Annotated in this window: 17 protein-coding genes; 12 read left to right on the top strand and 5 right to left on the bottom strand. The window is 70.2% G+C overall.

Features of this window, described 5'->3' with window-relative positions; genetic code table 11:
* Positions 1-153: 153 nt before the first annotated feature.
* Complete coding sequence (locus CLT68_RS30870) at positions 154-753, bottom strand: TetR/AcrR family transcriptional regulator (protein ID WP_099856231.1); 600 nt, start codon at positions 751-753, stop codon at positions 154-156.
* Positions 754-876: 123 nt separating this feature from the next.
* Here CLT68_RS30870 and CLT68_RS30865 point away from each other — a divergent pair, with 123 nt between their 5' ends.
* The 3 genes from CLT68_RS30865 (at position 877) to CLT68_RS30855 (ending at position 4,048) form a co-directional block, all read left to right on the top strand.
* Entirely contained in the window at positions 877-1,713 is an 837-nt protein-coding gene (locus CLT68_RS30865; RefSeq protein ID WP_099856229.1) for an SDR family oxidoreductase, read from the top strand.
* 169 nt (positions 1,714-1,882) lie between these two features.
* Positions 1,883-3,106 carry an epoxide hydrolase gene (locus CLT68_RS30860; RefSeq protein ID WP_099856227.1) on the top strand — a complete coding sequence of 408 codons (1,224 nt, stop codon included), beginning with the start codon at positions 1,883-1,885 and terminating at the stop codon, positions 3,104-3,106.
* Positions 3,107-4,048 carry a redoxin family protein gene (locus CLT68_RS30855; protein WP_099856225.1) on the top strand — a complete coding sequence of 314 codons (942 nt, stop codon included), beginning with the start codon at positions 3,107-3,109 and terminating at the stop codon, positions 4,046-4,048.
* Here the strand turns inward: CLT68_RS30855 and CLT68_RS30850 are convergent.
* Positions 4,035-4,919: a transglutaminase-like domain-containing protein gene (locus CLT68_RS30850; protein WP_099856223.1), complete on the bottom strand. Its 885-nt coding sequence runs from the start codon at positions 4,917-4,919 to the stop codon at positions 4,035-4,037. The genes CLT68_RS30855 and CLT68_RS30850 overlap by 14 nt on opposite strands.
* 65 nt (positions 4,920-4,984) lie before the next feature.
* Here CLT68_RS30850 and CLT68_RS30845 point away from each other — a divergent pair, with 65 nt between their 5' ends.
* Together CLT68_RS30845 and CLT68_RS30840 are read left to right on the top strand one after the other, a co-directional pair.
* Positions 4,985-5,551, top strand: a complete 567-nt coding sequence (locus tag CLT68_RS30845; RefSeq protein ID WP_199177180.1) for a GNAT family N-acetyltransferase — start codon at positions 4,985-4,987, stop codon at positions 5,549-5,551.
* A gap of 157 nt (positions 5,552-5,708) precedes the next feature.
* Positions 5,709-6,485, top strand: a complete 777-nt coding sequence (locus tag CLT68_RS30840; RefSeq protein ID WP_199177179.1) for a hypothetical protein — start codon at positions 5,709-5,711, stop codon at positions 6,483-6,485.
* A gap of 130 nt (positions 6,486-6,615) precedes the next feature.
* On the opposite strand, the gene CLT68_RS30835 is transcribed toward CLT68_RS30840, so the two are convergent.
* Entirely contained in the window at positions 6,616-7,134 is a 519-nt protein-coding gene (locus CLT68_RS30835) for a hypothetical protein (RefSeq protein WP_099856219.1), read from the bottom strand.
* 38 nt (positions 7,135-7,172) lie between these two features.
* Positions 7,173-7,817, bottom strand: a complete 645-nt coding sequence (locus CLT68_RS30830) for a GrpB family protein (RefSeq protein WP_158240972.1) — start codon at positions 7,815-7,817, stop codon at positions 7,173-7,175.
* Positions 7,818-7,960: 143 nt separating this feature from the next.
* Here CLT68_RS30830 and CLT68_RS30825 point away from each other — a divergent pair, with 143 nt between their 5' ends.
* From CLT68_RS30825 to CLT68_RS30815, 3 genes are read left to right on the top strand one after another with little or no spacing between them, the layout of a single operon-like run.
* Complete coding sequence (locus CLT68_RS30825; protein WP_099856215.1) at positions 7,961-8,833, top strand: AraC family transcriptional regulator; 873 nt, start codon at positions 7,961-7,963, stop codon at positions 8,831-8,833.
* 20 nt (positions 8,834-8,853) lie between these two features.
* Positions 8,854-9,183, top strand: a complete 330-nt coding sequence (locus tag CLT68_RS30820; protein WP_099856213.1) for a PadR family transcriptional regulator — start codon at positions 8,854-8,856, stop codon at positions 9,181-9,183.
* Complete coding sequence (locus CLT68_RS30815; protein ID WP_099856211.1) at positions 9,183-10,142, top strand: hypothetical protein; 960 nt, start codon at positions 9,183-9,185, stop codon at positions 10,140-10,142. The genes CLT68_RS30820 and CLT68_RS30815 overlap by 1 nt, the downstream gene beginning before the upstream one ends.
* A gap of 6 nt (positions 10,143-10,148) precedes the next feature.
* On the opposite strand, the gene CLT68_RS30810 is transcribed toward CLT68_RS30815, so the two are convergent.
* Positions 10,149-10,646 carry an NUDIX hydrolase gene (locus tag CLT68_RS30810; protein WP_099856209.1) on the bottom strand — a complete coding sequence of 166 codons (498 nt, stop codon included), beginning with the start codon at positions 10,644-10,646 and terminating at the stop codon, positions 10,149-10,151.
* A gap of 174 nt (positions 10,647-10,820) precedes the next feature.
* Here CLT68_RS30810 and CLT68_RS30805 point away from each other — a divergent pair, with 174 nt between their 5' ends.
* The 4 genes from CLT68_RS30805 to npdG all read left to right on the top strand — a co-directional run bounded on the left by CLT68_RS30805 (position 10,821) and on the right by npdG (position 14,242).
* Positions 10,821-11,024, top strand: a complete 204-nt coding sequence (locus CLT68_RS30805) for a hypothetical protein (protein WP_088949509.1) — start codon at positions 10,821-10,823, stop codon at positions 11,022-11,024.
* An 82-nt stretch (positions 11,025-11,106) separates the two neighbouring features.
* Entirely contained in the window at positions 11,107-11,946 is an 840-nt protein-coding gene (locus tag CLT68_RS34045; RefSeq protein ID WP_099856207.1) for a histone, read from the top strand.
* Between the two features lie 87 nt (positions 11,947-12,033).
* Positions 12,034-13,464 (top strand): RNB domain-containing ribonuclease, encoded by a 1,431-nt coding sequence (locus tag CLT68_RS30795; RefSeq protein WP_099856205.1) that lies wholly within the window; start codon positions 12,034-12,036, stop codon positions 13,462-13,464.
* Between the two features lie 79 nt (positions 13,465-13,543).
* Positions 13,544-14,242 carry an NADPH-dependent F420 reductase gene (gene npdG, locus CLT68_RS30790; protein WP_099856203.1) on the top strand — a complete coding sequence of 233 codons (699 nt, stop codon included), beginning with the start codon at positions 13,544-13,546 and terminating at the stop codon, positions 14,240-14,242.
* The last annotated feature ends 16 nt before the right edge of the window (positions 14,243-14,258 follow it).

Below are 14,258 nucleotides of genomic sequence, written 5' to 3'. Positions count from 1 at the left end.
CGCAGCGTGCTGCGGCAGCGCAAAAGCGTCGAGCAAACTGTCACTCGCCGCACCGGTGGGGTAGCAGTCCGTTCAGGGAGCGCCCACTCGGTTTCAAGGAAGGCGGGGTTTCCTGGCGCCGGGGATGGGCCGGTTTCACGGAAGTCGAGTGGATCAAGCCGGCCGGCGGGGGCGCAACCCGTCGAGGGCGGTGGTGACGACGAGGTCGGCGTACTCGGCGGTGAGCGGTCCGCTGCGTTGCAGCCATCGGCTGAACAACGGTCCCCAGATCAGGTCCACCGCCACGTCGAGGTCGATGTCGTCGGCGAGTTGCCCGGCCTGCTGGGCGCTGCGTAGGCGCTGCCGTTTGGCCTCCTTCAACGGCCCGTCCAGCCGTTCGGCGTAGGCCACCGCCAGCTCGGGGTCGAGCGCGATCTCGGTGGCCAGCGCGCGCATCGGTTGCTCGTACCGGGGATCGTTCATCTCCTCGACCGTTGCGCGAAGCACCAGGGTCAGGTCGGCGGCCAGGTCGCCGGTGTCCGGCAAGGTCGGCGGCCCGCCCTCGGTGGCCTCGCTGAGCATGAGGAACGCGTCGAAGATGACCGCGCCCTTGGACGGCCACCAGCGGTAGATGGTCTGTTTGCCGACGCCGGCGCGCGCGGCGATGCCCTCGATGCTGACCTTCGCGTACCCGATCTCCTGGAGCAGGTCGAAGGCCGCGGTGAGGATGGCGCGTCGGGAGGTCTCTCTCCGGCGGGCCGTGTTGGGGGTCATGGGGCCCCACGATATCAGCGACGAGACGAACCGTCTCGTCTTGACGGCCGGGGTGGTGCGGCCTAATCTCTCCTCCATGACGAGACGGACCGTCTCGTCTCGCCCCGAGGATGGAGTTCCGACATGCGCACCTGGTTCATCACCGGCGCCAGCCGCGGCCTGGGCCGCGCCTTCACCGACGCCGCGCTCGACCGGGGGGATCGGGTGGTCGCCACCGCCCGGACCATCGCCCGAAACGACTTCGACGAGCGGCACGGCGACCGGCTGCTGACGCTGGCCCTCGACGTGACCGACCGGGCTGCGGTCTTCGCCGCCGTGGCCACCGCCGTCGAGCACTTCGGACGGCTCGACATCGTCGTCAACAACGCCGGGACCCTGTCCATGGGAATGGTCGAAGAGTTCACCGAGGCGGAGGCGCGAGCCCAGTTCGAGGTCAACCTCTTCGGCGCGCTGTGGGTCAGTCAGGCGGTGCTGCCGCATCTGCGCGCCCAACGGTCCGGCCACATCGTGCAGGTGTCCAGCATCGCCGCGTTGGGTGGTTTTCCGAGCACCGGCATGTACAGCGCGAGCAAATTCGCCCTGGAAGGCATGAGCGAGGCGTTGGCAATGGAGGCGGCGGCCTTCGACATCAAGCTCAGCATCGTGCAGCCGGGCGGCTACTGGACCGACCTCTACACCAGTTTGAGCGCCACCACCCCGATCGAGGCGTACGCGCCGCTGCGCGCCGAACTGGAACGACAGTGGGCGGAGGGTTCGATCGACAGCGAGCCCCGGCTGGCCGCCGAGGCGTTGCTGCGTCTGGTCGACAGCGACGACCCGCCGCTGCGGCTCCTGCTCGGGAGCATGGTGTACGACCTGGCGTTCGACGTCTCCCGTCGGCGGATGGACACCTGGGCGGGCTGGGAGCAGGTCAGCCGAGCCGCCGAGCATGCCGTCGCCGATCCCGGACGCGCGCATTGACGGGCACGGCTGCTCCTGCCCGCGCGGTGGTCTCGCCACAATTCCGACCCCCGTGACCGTGCCTGAACGTGGTCAGCCTGGGAAACACCGCTCAACTGCTCGTGTGGCCACCACCTTCATTTGATGATTCCCCTCGCGAGGCGCGAATTCAGACGGAGAGGAAGCACCCATGGCTGTCAAGACCATGACGCGACCCGGCACCACGGAAATTCGGCCGTTCAAGGTGGAAATCCCCGAGGAGGATCTAAAGGCGATGCGCGCGCGCATCGCCGCCACACGCTGGCCCGAAAAGGAAACCGTGCCGGATCAGTCGCAGGGCGTGCAGCTTGCGACGATGCAGGCCCTTGCGCGTTACTGGGAGAAAGACTACGACTGGCGCAAGGTCGAGGCGAGGCTGAACGCCCTACCGCAGTTCATGACCGAGATCGACGGCCTCGACATCCACTTCCTCCACATCCGTTCGAAGCACGAGGACGCCCTGCCGCTCATCGTCACGCACGGGTGGCCGGGGTCGGTGATCGAGCAGATGAAGATCATTGACCCGCTCACCAATCCCACCGCGCATGGTGCCAGCGCCTCGGACGCCTTCCATCTGGTCATCCCGTCGATGCCCGGCTACGGCTTCTCGGGCAAGCCGAGCACGCCCGGCTGGGACCCGCAGCACATCGCAAACGCCTGGATCGAGTTGATGAGGCGCCTTGGCTACACGCGGTTCGTGGCGCAGGGCGGCGACTGGGGTGCGCTCATCACGGAACTGATGGGTGTGCAGGCGCCTCCGGAACTGATCGGCATTCACACCAACATGCCGGGTGTGTATCCGCCCGACATCGATGCGATGCTCCAGTCCGGCATCACCGGTGCGAACAACCCCCTCGGGTCGCTCCCGTCCAATCTCTCGGACGATGAGAGGCGCGCCTGTGAGCAGGCAGACTTCTTCTGGAAGCATTCCAGCTACGCCCTTGAGATGGGACGCGCGCAGACACTGACCGGGTTGGCGGACTCGCCCGTCGCCTTGGCGACCTACATGCTCGACCATGACGCCGCCAGCCTGAAGCTCATCTCCGAGTCCGTCGCGGGGCAGCCCCGGGGCATCACGCCGGAGGACCTCCTCGACAACATCTCGCTCTACTGGCTGACGAACACCGGGGTTTCCTCGGCTCGTCTGTATGCGGAGAACCTGCTCTCCTTCTTCGCGACCAAGGGTGTGTCGATCCCGGTTGCCGTGAGCGTGTTCCCCGACGAGCTCTACCAGGCTCCGAAGAGTTGGGCAGAGCAGGCGTATCCCAATCTCATCCACTACAACAAGCTGGACAAGGGCGGGCACTTCGCGGCCTGGGAACAGCCGCAACTCTTCTCGGAAGAGATGCGGGCCGCCTTCCGGTCGCTTCGCTAGATGGCCGTGCACCTGCCCCCGCTGAACGGGGCGGCCGAGTGGCTCAACTCCGAGCCACTCGGCCCCGCCGACCTGCGCGGGCGCGTCGTCCTGGTGAACTTCTGGACGCTGACCTGCATCAACTGGCTGCGCCAGGAGCCGTACGTGCGTGCCTGGTCGCAGGCCTACCGCGACGACGGGCTTGTCGTCATCGGGGTGCACACGCCGGAGTTCTCGTTCGAGCACGACGTCGACGGGGTGCGGCGGGCGGTCGCGGCGCGATCGATCGACTACCCGGTGGCGGTCGACAACGACTACGCGATCTGGCGCGCCTTCGGCAACCAGTACTGGCCGGCGCTGTACTTCGTCGACACCGACGGGGTCATCCGCGACGAGCACTTCGGTGAGGGGCGCTACGAGCAGTCCGAGCGGGTTCTCCAGCAACTGCTCGGCATCGAGCGCGCCCCCGTACCCGTGAAGGGGGTCGGCCCGGAGGCGGAGGCCGACTGGGGCGAACTGCGGACGCCCGAGACGTACCTCGGATTCAGTCGTGGCGAGCACTTCGCGTCGCCGAACGGCCCGGCACTCGACGAACGCCGCGCCTACGAGCTGCCGGAGAGCCTGGGCCTCAACCAGTGGGCCCTGGCGGGCGAGTGGACGATCGGGTCGGAGAGCGTCGTGGCCGATCGGGCCGGCGGCAGCATCGCCTTCCGGTTCCACGGCCGCGACGCGCATCTCGTGCTGGCCCCCGGGGCGGGACGGTCGATCCCGTTCCGGGTGCTCCTCGACGGCGAAGCTCCTGGCCCGTCACACGGCGTCGACGTCGACGAAGATGGCAACGGCGTGCTCCAGGACGGCCGGCTCTACCAGCTCGTCCGCCAGGCCGGCGCGGTCCGGGAGCGGACCCTGGAGATCACGTTCGGCGAGCCTGGTGCCCAGGCGTACGCCTTCACGTTCGGCTGAGGCGCAGATCGACTGTGCTCACCGTGTTGGAGACCGGTGAAAAGCTCTGTACCTGAGCGCCGGGACGCAGGCGGCTGTCCGTCGCGTACCGGTCGGCGAGCGCCTTCTCCGCGCCCTCGTCGCCGTCGTCGGCGGCGAGCAGCAGGGCGGCGATCTCGTCGGCGAGAGTGAGGTCGGCGTCGGTGAGGTCGTCGGTCATCGCGCCGAAGCTGTCCCACAGCAACAGCTCGTCCTTCTGCCGGTGAGCCAGCTCCTGGATGACGTAGTCGTGGATGAACCAGGCACCGCGGATCGGCGATTCCGGGGCCACGCCGTAGACGTCGGGGTCGATCGCCCCGGCCCGGTACGCCGACCACACCCGTGCTGCCGAGTCGAAGAGCCCTGCTGTCGGGTCGATGTCGTAGCCGTCGAACCGCCAGTCGCCGGCCGGGTCGATCTCCGGGTCGGCCCAGACCCATCGTTCGCCGTTCCAGTACTCCAGCAGCACGTGATCGTGGTGCCAGCCGGGCGTGAAGTAGGAGGCGAACCCGACCCGGCTGCGGCTGGGAATGCCGTGTTGGCGCAGCACCGCCACCGAGAGCAACGTGTGGTCCCGGCAGCAGCCGGCAACCCGGTCGACGGCCGGGCGCTCAGCGGTGAGTGGCAGGGGAAAGCGAGACTGGTCCGTGTCCAGGATGCGGTCCACCCAGCGGCAGTTCACCTCGTCCAGCCGGTCGTCCGGCAGCTCTACGCCGCCGGCCCGGTAGTGGACGATCACGTTGCGGGCGGTCGCCGCCACGGTGGGGATGTCGGTCGCCACGGCGTCGAGAAGCCCGCCGTGCCGACCGGGGTCGCTGTAGGGGGAGTGGTTCCGGTAGTCATCGAGGTCCATGGGGCCAGTCTCCGGTCCGCCACGGTGTCAGGGTCAAGGTGCCTTTCCGGATAGTGTCGACTGCTGTGACAGCGCCCGAGATCACCATCGCCACCCCAGCGGACCGTCGAGCAGTGGTCGACACGCTGGTCGCCGCGTTCGTCAAGGATCCCGTGCTGCGGCACCTGTTCCCCGACGAGGAGACCTATCCCGAGTACGCCGCCACCTTCTTCGGGAACCTCTTCGACAAGCGGGTGCACCGGTCGTCGATCTGGACGATCGCTGGGGGAGCGTCAGTGGCAATCTGGGAGCCACCGGCCGAGCCGGCGGCCGGCCACTCGACGCCAGCTCGATACCCCGCTGACGTGCAGGCTCGGGTGCAGAGCTACGACGATGCCGTGCACGCAGCCCTGCCCGAGTTCCCGTTCTGGTATCTCGGCGTCCTGGGCACCCACCCCGACAGCGCCGGACGCGGTTGGGGGCGCGCCGTCATGCGGGCCGGGCTGGAGCGCGCCGCCGCCGACGGTCTGCCGGCGATCCTGGAGACCAGCAACCCGGGCAACGTCGAGCTGTACCGCCGCGCCGGCTGGGAGGTGGTGGGCTCCCTGTCGGAGCCCGTGCCCACCTGGGTCATGCAGCAGTCGCCGCGCTGAACACGCCGATTGCGCGCCTCCTACGATCGGCGGCGTGCACACCACCCCTTCCAGCCCCATCGACGTGCCACAGATCTTTCCGGCGGTTGCGCCACTGGCGCGGACGACCGTCCGCTTGCATCCCCGTCCGGGTGCGCCGACAGCGGAGCAGAGTTCGGTGGGCGGCCCGCTGCTGTGGCCGGCCGACGAAGCCTGGCCGATGTGCGACGGACCGGAGCCCGGCGACCACTATCTCGATTCTCCGGGTGAACCGGCGGCGCCGCTGGTGCCGGTGGTGCAGTTGCTGGCCGAGGACGTGCCTGAGGTGCCGTTCCCGGCCGGCGCGGACGTCCTACAGGTGTTGTGGTGCCCATTCGAGCATGAACCGTGGACGTCACCTCGCCCCGAACTGCGGTGGCGTCGCGGTGCCGACATCGGTGCCCGGCTTCAAGAAATGCCCGTACCGGATGTGGAGTCAGATCCATCGCACGTCCCCCGCCGCTGTGTGCTCGACCCGGAGCGGGTTACCGAGTACCCATCCTGGGACCTCCCGCGTGCCGTCTGGCCACAGATCGAGGACACCATAAAGCGGGTGGCGCAGGAGACCGGTTGGAATTACGAAGCCGATCTGGCGGTCGCCTCGGGGATCAAGGTCGGCGGTTACCCCGGCTGGACGCAGTCTCCGGACTGGCCGGTCTGCGAGTGTGGCTCGTCCATGGACCATCTGCTGACGGTGGCCAGCTGGGAGTTCAGCCGCGGTGACGAGAAGAGATGGATCCCAGTAGAGGACCGTCCGGCGATGGCCGGTTGGGAAACGGCCACCACCGACGATCACCCGTGGTGGACGATCCAGAACCCCAGCGGGCTCATGCTGGGTGACGTCGGCGGGATCTACCTGTTTGTCTGCACGACCTGCCCCACCAGGCCGTTCGACTACCGCTTCGACTGTTCCTGACGAATCCGGATGGTCACTGGCAGGCTCACATCCCCGGCCTACGGCCGAATCTTGGACAGTTTCCGTTAGCTGATGACGGAAACTGTCCAAGATCTACGCGCGGCCGTCGCGCCGAACACGCTGGTTGCGCTCACCTGAGGGTGAGCGGGACCGGTTGCCCCTGGCGTATCTCGAGGACCGGCCGCCTGCCCAGCGGTTGGGCCAGATTGAGGGTTGCGATACGCGGGAAGCCCGCAAGGGTGCACACCTCGCCGCTGTTGTGGTGCTGCGCGATGACGATGACCACGACGGCGTTGGCCGACTCGACCGACTCCGCGTGGTAGTCGGCGCCACAGCGTCCGGTCGCCGGCCCGAAGGCGCCGGTGAAGTCGACGGTCAGCTGCGCACCGGCCCCGGTTGTGGTCGCCGACTCGATGGCGATGCCCGGCGGGGAGTTCCACGGTGGTGGTGTCGGGGTGACGGCGCCAGCGCCACCTGCGTCGATGACGGCCTGGTCGTACCGGGCCAATGCCTCCCGTGCCTGCTGACGCAGCTCGCCGAGGCTCTCCCCGCGGGGGAGCGCGGCGTCGACAGGGGCGTTCGCGTCGGTGTCACAACCAGCGAGCATCGCCGCCGCCACCACCCCGACGACCCAGTGCCATCGCACCATCGAAGACCCCTTTTCCGGCAGAGTGACCGCCAGGATTATCAACCGTCGGCCTGGGTGGTTCCGCCCGGCTGCTCGGCCTTGGCTGCTGCCGCCGAGGCGGCGAAGATGCGCGCGTAGATCTCGTCGATGACGTCGTTCTTCGCCAGGCTGTAGTCGCGGGGTCGGTGCGCGGTGTCCTGCGCGAGGCGTCGTTTGGTCGCGGCGTAGAGCTCCCGGTCGTGTGGATGCGAGCGCAGCCAGTCGCGGAAGAGCCGGTGCCGGACGGGTTCGGGCGCACCCTGCGGCCAGACGTGCAGGTTGACGTCCTCGGCGGCGCTGAGCAGCATCCGGTGCCCGTGCCACCAGGGCTCCCGCAGGACGAGCCGGTAGCCGAGCCGTTCCAGGGCGGGGAGATACCCGGACTCGTCGGCGGTGTCCTCGATGACCAGGTCGATGTCGATGACGGGTTTGGCCGCGAGCCCCGGCACCGCTGTGGACCCGACGTGTTCCACCGCGATGATCAGAGCGCCCAGCGCCTCGGTGAGCGACGACCGGAGGGCGGTGAACCGCTGCGCCCAGGCCCTGTCGTACTCCTCGATGACGACGGACTCCCACGTGCGCGGCGGGTCGCCCACCAGGCCGGCGTCGACCTGTTCGGGGGTGCCGTGGAAGCGCTGCACGACGTCCTGCGGATACTCGGCCACGTCAACCTCCTGGAGAAGCAAAGTCCGCCAGGCTACGACACGACGACCGGTGCGGGCCCACCCGACCGATGCGGGCATCGGATGTCGGGTGGGCCACCGACCCCGCGACCTAACGTCGGTACTCGAAAGGGAAGGAGGCCCGGGTGCTGGATCGGCTCAACGAGGCGATGGCTCACATCGAGCGTCACCTCGACCAGAAGATCGAGGTGGCCGACCTTGCGCGGATCGCGCTGACGTCGGAGTACCACTTCCGGCGGTTGTTCTCCGCACTGGCCGGGATGCCGCTGTCGGAGTACATCCGGCGGCGTCGGCTCACCGTCGCCGGCGCGGACGTGCTCGCGGGGGAGCGGACGTTGCTCGACGTCGCGGTGCACTACGGCTACGGGTCCGCCGAGGCGTTCGCGCGGGCGTTCCACGCCGTGCACGGCGTGGGGCCCGGAGAGGCTCGGCGTACGGGGGCAGCGCTGCGTGCCCAGCCCCGGATGTCCTTCCGACTCACCGTCGAAGGGAGCGGCAGCATGGAGTACCGAATCGTCAGCAAGGACGCGTTCGCGCTGGTGGGGCGCAAGGCGCGGGTCCCGCTGGTGCACGAGGGGATGAACCCGGCGATCGTCGCGTTCATCCGGAGCATCGACAAGGAGACGACCGCACGGATCGAGGCGCTCTCCGATCAGGAGCCGGCGGGGATCGTCAACGTCAGCGACAACCTCGCCGACAGCCGGGAGGAGGGCACCGAGCTGGACTACTGGCACGGGGTGGTGACCGGTGCCGTGCCACCGGAGGACTTGGACGCGCTGCCGGTGCAGGCCGGGACGTGGGCGGTGTTCACCACCTCCGGAGCGTTCCCGCAGGCGGTGCAGCACCTGTGGCGTGACGTGTTCACCCAGTGGTTTCCGTCCAACCCGTACCGCAGCCGACCTGGACCGGAGATCTCCCGGGTCCGGGTGTCCGCGGACGGCACCGAGGCGGACGCCGAGCTGTGGATTCCCGTCGAACGGGCACCCACCCCTATGTAGAGTTCCGATACAGTGGTCGGATGCGGATGACCATTCCGGTCGCGAAGGTGCTCGCGGCGCTGCTCGCCGAACCCGACGAGCAGCGCTACGGGCTGGACCTGATGCGATTGACCGGCCTGCCCAGCGGCACCCTCTACCCGGTGCTGCACCGGCTGAGCGCGGCCGGCTGGCTGGACGCCGACTGGGAGGCGATCGACCCCGTCGCGGCCGGCCGGCCGGCCCGTCGCTACTACCGGCTGACCGCCGTCGGGGTGACGCAGGCCCGCCAGGCGCTCGCCGATCTGCGCGCCGCGATCCCCGACGCTCGTCCCTCCTGGGGCGGCACCGAGCCCACCGGAGCGCCAGCGTGATGACCCGCCGGGCCGCCGAACTGCTGCTGGAGATGGCCGCGCGCCGCTGGCCGGCCGACGTCCGCGACGACCTGCGCCGCGAGTGGGCCGCCGAGCTGCACGTGCTCATCGAGAGCGGTCACCGGACGAAGATGCTCGGCTTCGCGGTGAGCCTGGCCGTCAGCCGGGCCGGTGCCCCGATCGTCGACCGCACAGTGATGCGCGGTCGGATCGGCCGCACCGCGGCCGCGTTGCTGCTGTCCCCGATCGCCTGCGTCGGGATCGTGCTCGTCAGTGCGTACGCCCTGTACCCGATCGAGCGCGTGTTGGCCGAGAGCTGGTCGGAGCGGGCGCAGAGGCCGCTCTGGTCGGCGTTCACCGTCGGGTTGGCGCTGCTGCTGGCGGTGTTCGCCGGTCGCTGGGCCCGGCACACCGCACTCGACGGCCCGCTACACATCGCGCTCGGGGTGGTGCTCCCCGTCGGGGTGGCCGCAGTCGTGTTCCTGTACGTCCTCTACCCGGATGACCTGGCTTCCACCCTGCCCGGGCTGCTGCTCTGGTTGGCCGGTCTGACGCTGGCCCTCTGGGCCGCGGCGAGCCTCGCCGTTCGGCATCGCCTCCACGCGGCCTGGTGGGTGGGCGTCCTCGGCGCACTCGCCGCCGCCGACCTCGCGATGATTCTCGCCGTTGTCGACGCCATCTCGGCGGGCTATCGCGCTGGCCCGGTCATCGGTCCGACGCCGGTGGAGAGCATCGACCGGATCTCCGCGCCGCTGTGGCTCCTCGCCGCCTGGACAGACTGGAACATCGGCCTACCCCGACCCACGATTCCATGGGAGATCTTTGGAATCATCAGCAACCGGGTGCCGACGGAACCCATGCTCTACCTGGCCTGCACGCCGTACGCGCTCGCGTACACCATCCGGGCGGCGCGGTCGGCGCCGACCGCTCCGGTCGTGCTCGCGTCCACCCCGGCGTGAACCCCTTCAGTCGGGCACGTCGTCCCACGTCACGCCCGGCTCCAGGTAACCGGCCGACGGGTTGTCGCGCAGGGCGTAGGCGATGACCAGCAGGGCATGCTTGTCCAGCTCGGGCAGCTGGTCCAATCCGAACCACCGCACGGCCAGCGACTCGTCGTCGTTGACCCGGGCGGTGCCGGCCACCACCCGGCAGAGGAAGCCCAGGTTCAGGTATTCGCACTGGTCCCCGTTGGGGTACGTGTGCGGGTGCGACACGGCGCTGGACATCCGCACCGGCGCGACGTCCAGGCCCGTCTCCTCCCGCACCTCGCGGACCAGCGCGGTGGCCGGCTGTTCGCCCGGCTCGACGAACCCGCTGATCACCGACCAGCGCCCGTCGTCGGAACGCTGGCCCAGCAGCAACTCACCGGCGTCGTTGCGGACCACCGCGCTGACGCTGGGCAGCCAGAGCAGGTCGTGGCCGACGTGCTTGCGCATCCCCACGATGTAGTCCGGTGTCCCCATCCGGCGATCATAGGCCGCTGCGCGGGGAGACTGACCTGCGCATCTTTTCGGTCTCCAGTCCCACGCGTTTCGCTGTTCGGGCCCCAGGGGCCCCATGCATATCTACTGTGGAGAGGGTCGGCGACTTGTGCGATCCGGTGGCGGCCTGACGGTTCGCGGTGCACAGTGATTCCCATGAGCGACAGCGAACGTGGTGGGCAGTTCTACTGGTGCACCCGGCATCACCGGGTCGAGACGGACGCCGACGTGTGTCCGGCGAAGCACGTTCTCGGCCCGTACAACTCGGCGGCCGACGCGGAGAACGCCCTGCAACGCGTGCAGGAGCGGAACGAGGCGTGGGATGCCGAGGACGCTCGTTGGGCCGGGGAGAACAAGTAGGCGGCGCGGGACGGCCCGCGCCGAGGCATTTCGTGCTCCGCGAGGACGCACGCGAGAGCACGTCCCCAAGGAGGGAACCACGATGGCCGAAGCAAAGCAGGCCACCACCCGCCCGGCCGCCCGACGCACCACCGCGAAGAAGACCGCCGCGGCGGAGCGCAACACGGCCGCGAGCCGGACCACCCCCGTCCGCAAGTCCACGGCGGGTGCGAAGGCGGCGAAGGCCCCGGCGAGGAAGGCCGCCGGCGGCGCGGGACGTGCCCCGGCGAAGAAGACCACCACGGCGGCCACGAAGGCTCCCGCGAAGAAGACCACGACCAAGGCCACCACGACGGCCAAGAAGGCCCCCGCGAAGAAGACCACCACCCGCTCGACAACTGTCGCGGCAAAGCGGGCCCCGGCGTCCGCGACGCGCAAGACCACCGCCGCCGCGAAGAAGACGACGGGCACGGCGAAGAAGACCACGAGCACGGCGAAGAAGACCACCAGCGCCGCGAAGAAGACCGTGGGCGCCGCGAAGAAGACCACCACCTCGGCGGCGAAGAAGACCACCGCAGCGGCGAAGGCGCCGGCGCGTAAGACCGCGACCAAGGCGTCCGCCGTCAAGAAGACAGCGGCGAAGAGGACGGCGGCGACGAAGACGGCCGCCAAGAAGGCGCCGGCGAAGAAGACCGCGTCGACCGGTCCCAGCGGCGGTGCTCGCAAGGCTCCGGCGAAGAAGGCCCCGGCCGCGAAGGCGACGGGCACCTCGTCGACCACCGCGCGCAAGGCGGCGGCCAAGAAGGCCCCGGCGAAGAAGACCGTCGCGGCCAAGGCCCCGGCCCGCAAGGTGACCGCCCGCAAGTCACCGGCCCGCCCTGCCGCCGCACGGGCCACCGCGCCCCGGAGCCCGCGCAGCGCTGCCCGGAAGGCGACCGGCTGAGCGCAGGTCGACCCGGGCTCGCCCGGGGAGAGATATCTCGGCCGGTCACCGGAAGCGGATCACCGGCGGCGCTGTCAGGATTGACCCGTGGTCATCCGACGCGTACTCGCGCCCCGCATCGACTTCGGCGCACTGCGCCGCGAACTCGGCCTGCCCGGGGAGTTCCCGGCCGACGCCCAACGTGAGGCCGACGAGGCGGCCGGCGCGCCGCCGCGCCCGCCCGTCGACCGCACCGACGTACCGTTCGTCACTGTCGACCCGGCCACCTCCCGCGACCTGGACCAGGCGATGCACCTCGCCCGCCGTCCAGGTGGCGGCTACCGGGTGCGGTACGCGATCGCCGACGTCGCCGCCCACGTCGCCCCGGGCGGCGCGTTGGAGGCGGAGACCTGGCGGCGCGGGCAGACCATCTACCTGCCCGACGGGAACGTGCCGCTGCACCCACACACGCTCAGCGAGGGCGCTGCGAGCCTGCTGCCCGACGACGACCGCGCCGCGGTGGTCTGGACCATCGACCTGGACGCCGACGGCGGCACCGTGGCCGTGGAGCTGGAACGTGCCCTGGTTCGCAGCCGGGCCAAACTCGACTACACCGGGGTGCAGGCGGCAGCCGACGCCGGGCGGCTGCCCGAGCCGATCGCACTGTTGCCCGAGATCGGTGACCGGCTGACGGCCCGCGGGTTGCGCCGGGGCGCCATCAACCTGCCGTTGCCTGAGCAGGATCTGGAGCCCGACGGCGACGGCTGGCAACTGGTGCTGCGCGCGCCGGTGCCGATGGAGGAGCACAACGCCCAGATCTCCCTTCTGACCGGGATGGCCGCCGCCGACATCATGCTGGCCGGCCGGGTCGGGTTGCTGCGGACGATGCCCGCGCCGAAACCGGAGGCCGTGCAGCGGCTGCGGGCCGCCGCCGCGCCGCTGGGCGTGCACTGGCCGGACGACGTGGGCCCGGGTCAGGTGATCGCCGGTCTGGACGCCTCCCAGCCGCGCGCCGCCGCGTTCATCGACCAGGCGGCCGAGCTGATGCGCGGCGCCGCGTACACCGCCTTCGACGGGACGGTGCCGGAGCAACCGGAGCACGGTGGTGTGGCAGCCACGTACGCCCACGTCACGGCGCCGTTGCGGCGTCTGGCCGACCGGTACGCCACGGAGGTCTGCCTGGCCCTGCACGCGGGCCAGCCGGTGCCCGACTGGGCCCGCGCCGCGCTGCCCCGGCTGCCCGAGGTGATGGCCAGCACCGACCGGATCGCCTCGACGGCCACCCGGGGCGCCGTGGAGCTGGCCGAGGCGGTGCTGCTGGAGCACCGGGTGGGTGAGACGTTCGACGCGGCCGTGCTGGACGTCGACGCGCCGCCCAACGGTCGGGCCCGCACCCGACCGCCCGGTGGCACTGTCGCGCTGGACGCCCCGCCGGTGCGCAGCCGCTGCCTCGGCGACCTGCCGCTCGGCGAACGAGTCCGCGTCCGGCTGGTCACCGCGGACCCGACGGCCCGCACGGTCCTGTTTGAGCTGGCCTGACCCTGCGGTCGCGGGGCAGCGGGGATCGTCACAGTGCTCCGCGCTGCTGGCGGACCGGTCGGTTTGCGAGGATGAACCCATGGCATACGACGCGAGCACGCTCCCCGACGTGTCCGGGCTGACGGTCGGCATCATCGGTGGCACCGGCGACCAGGGGCGAGGCCTCGCCTACCGGTTCGCGCGGGCCGGGCAGACGGTGTTGATCGGCTCCCGCAACGCCGAGCGGGCCGTCGAGTCCGCAGCCGAGATCGCCGCCCTGCCCGGTGTGCCGGCCACCGGCAGTGTCACGGGCGGGGCCAACGACGAGGTGGCCCGACGCAGCGACGTGGTGATCATCGCGGTGCCGTGGGACGGGCACGCCGCCACCGTCGCCGCCCTGGCCGAGCCACTCGCCGGCAAGATCGTCGTCGACTGCGTCAACCCGCTCGGCTTCGACAAGCAGGGCCCGTACGCGCTGACCGTCGCCGAGGGCAGCGCCGTGCAGCAGGCCGCCGCCTTGCTGCCCGACTCCCGGGTCTGCTCGGCGTTCAATCACGTCAGCGCCCCGCTGCTGGCCGACCCGGAGGTCGACCGGATCGACCTGGACGTGCTGATCTGCACCGAGGACCGCGAGCTGGTCGACGTGGTCGGCGCGCTCGCCGCCCGGATCCCGGGGATGCGCGGCATCTACGCAGGGCGGTTGCGCAACGCCCACCAGATCGAGGCGTTCACCGCGAACCTGATCGCGATCAACAAGCGCTACAAGGCACACGCGGGCATCCGCGTCACCGACATCTGAGTCATTCTCTGGCGGC

This window comes from Micromonospora sp. CNZ299, assembly GCF_002754415.1.
The sequence above is the reverse complement of the archived record's forward strand: the minus strand, read 5'-3'. Positions and strand labels throughout refer to the sequence as shown.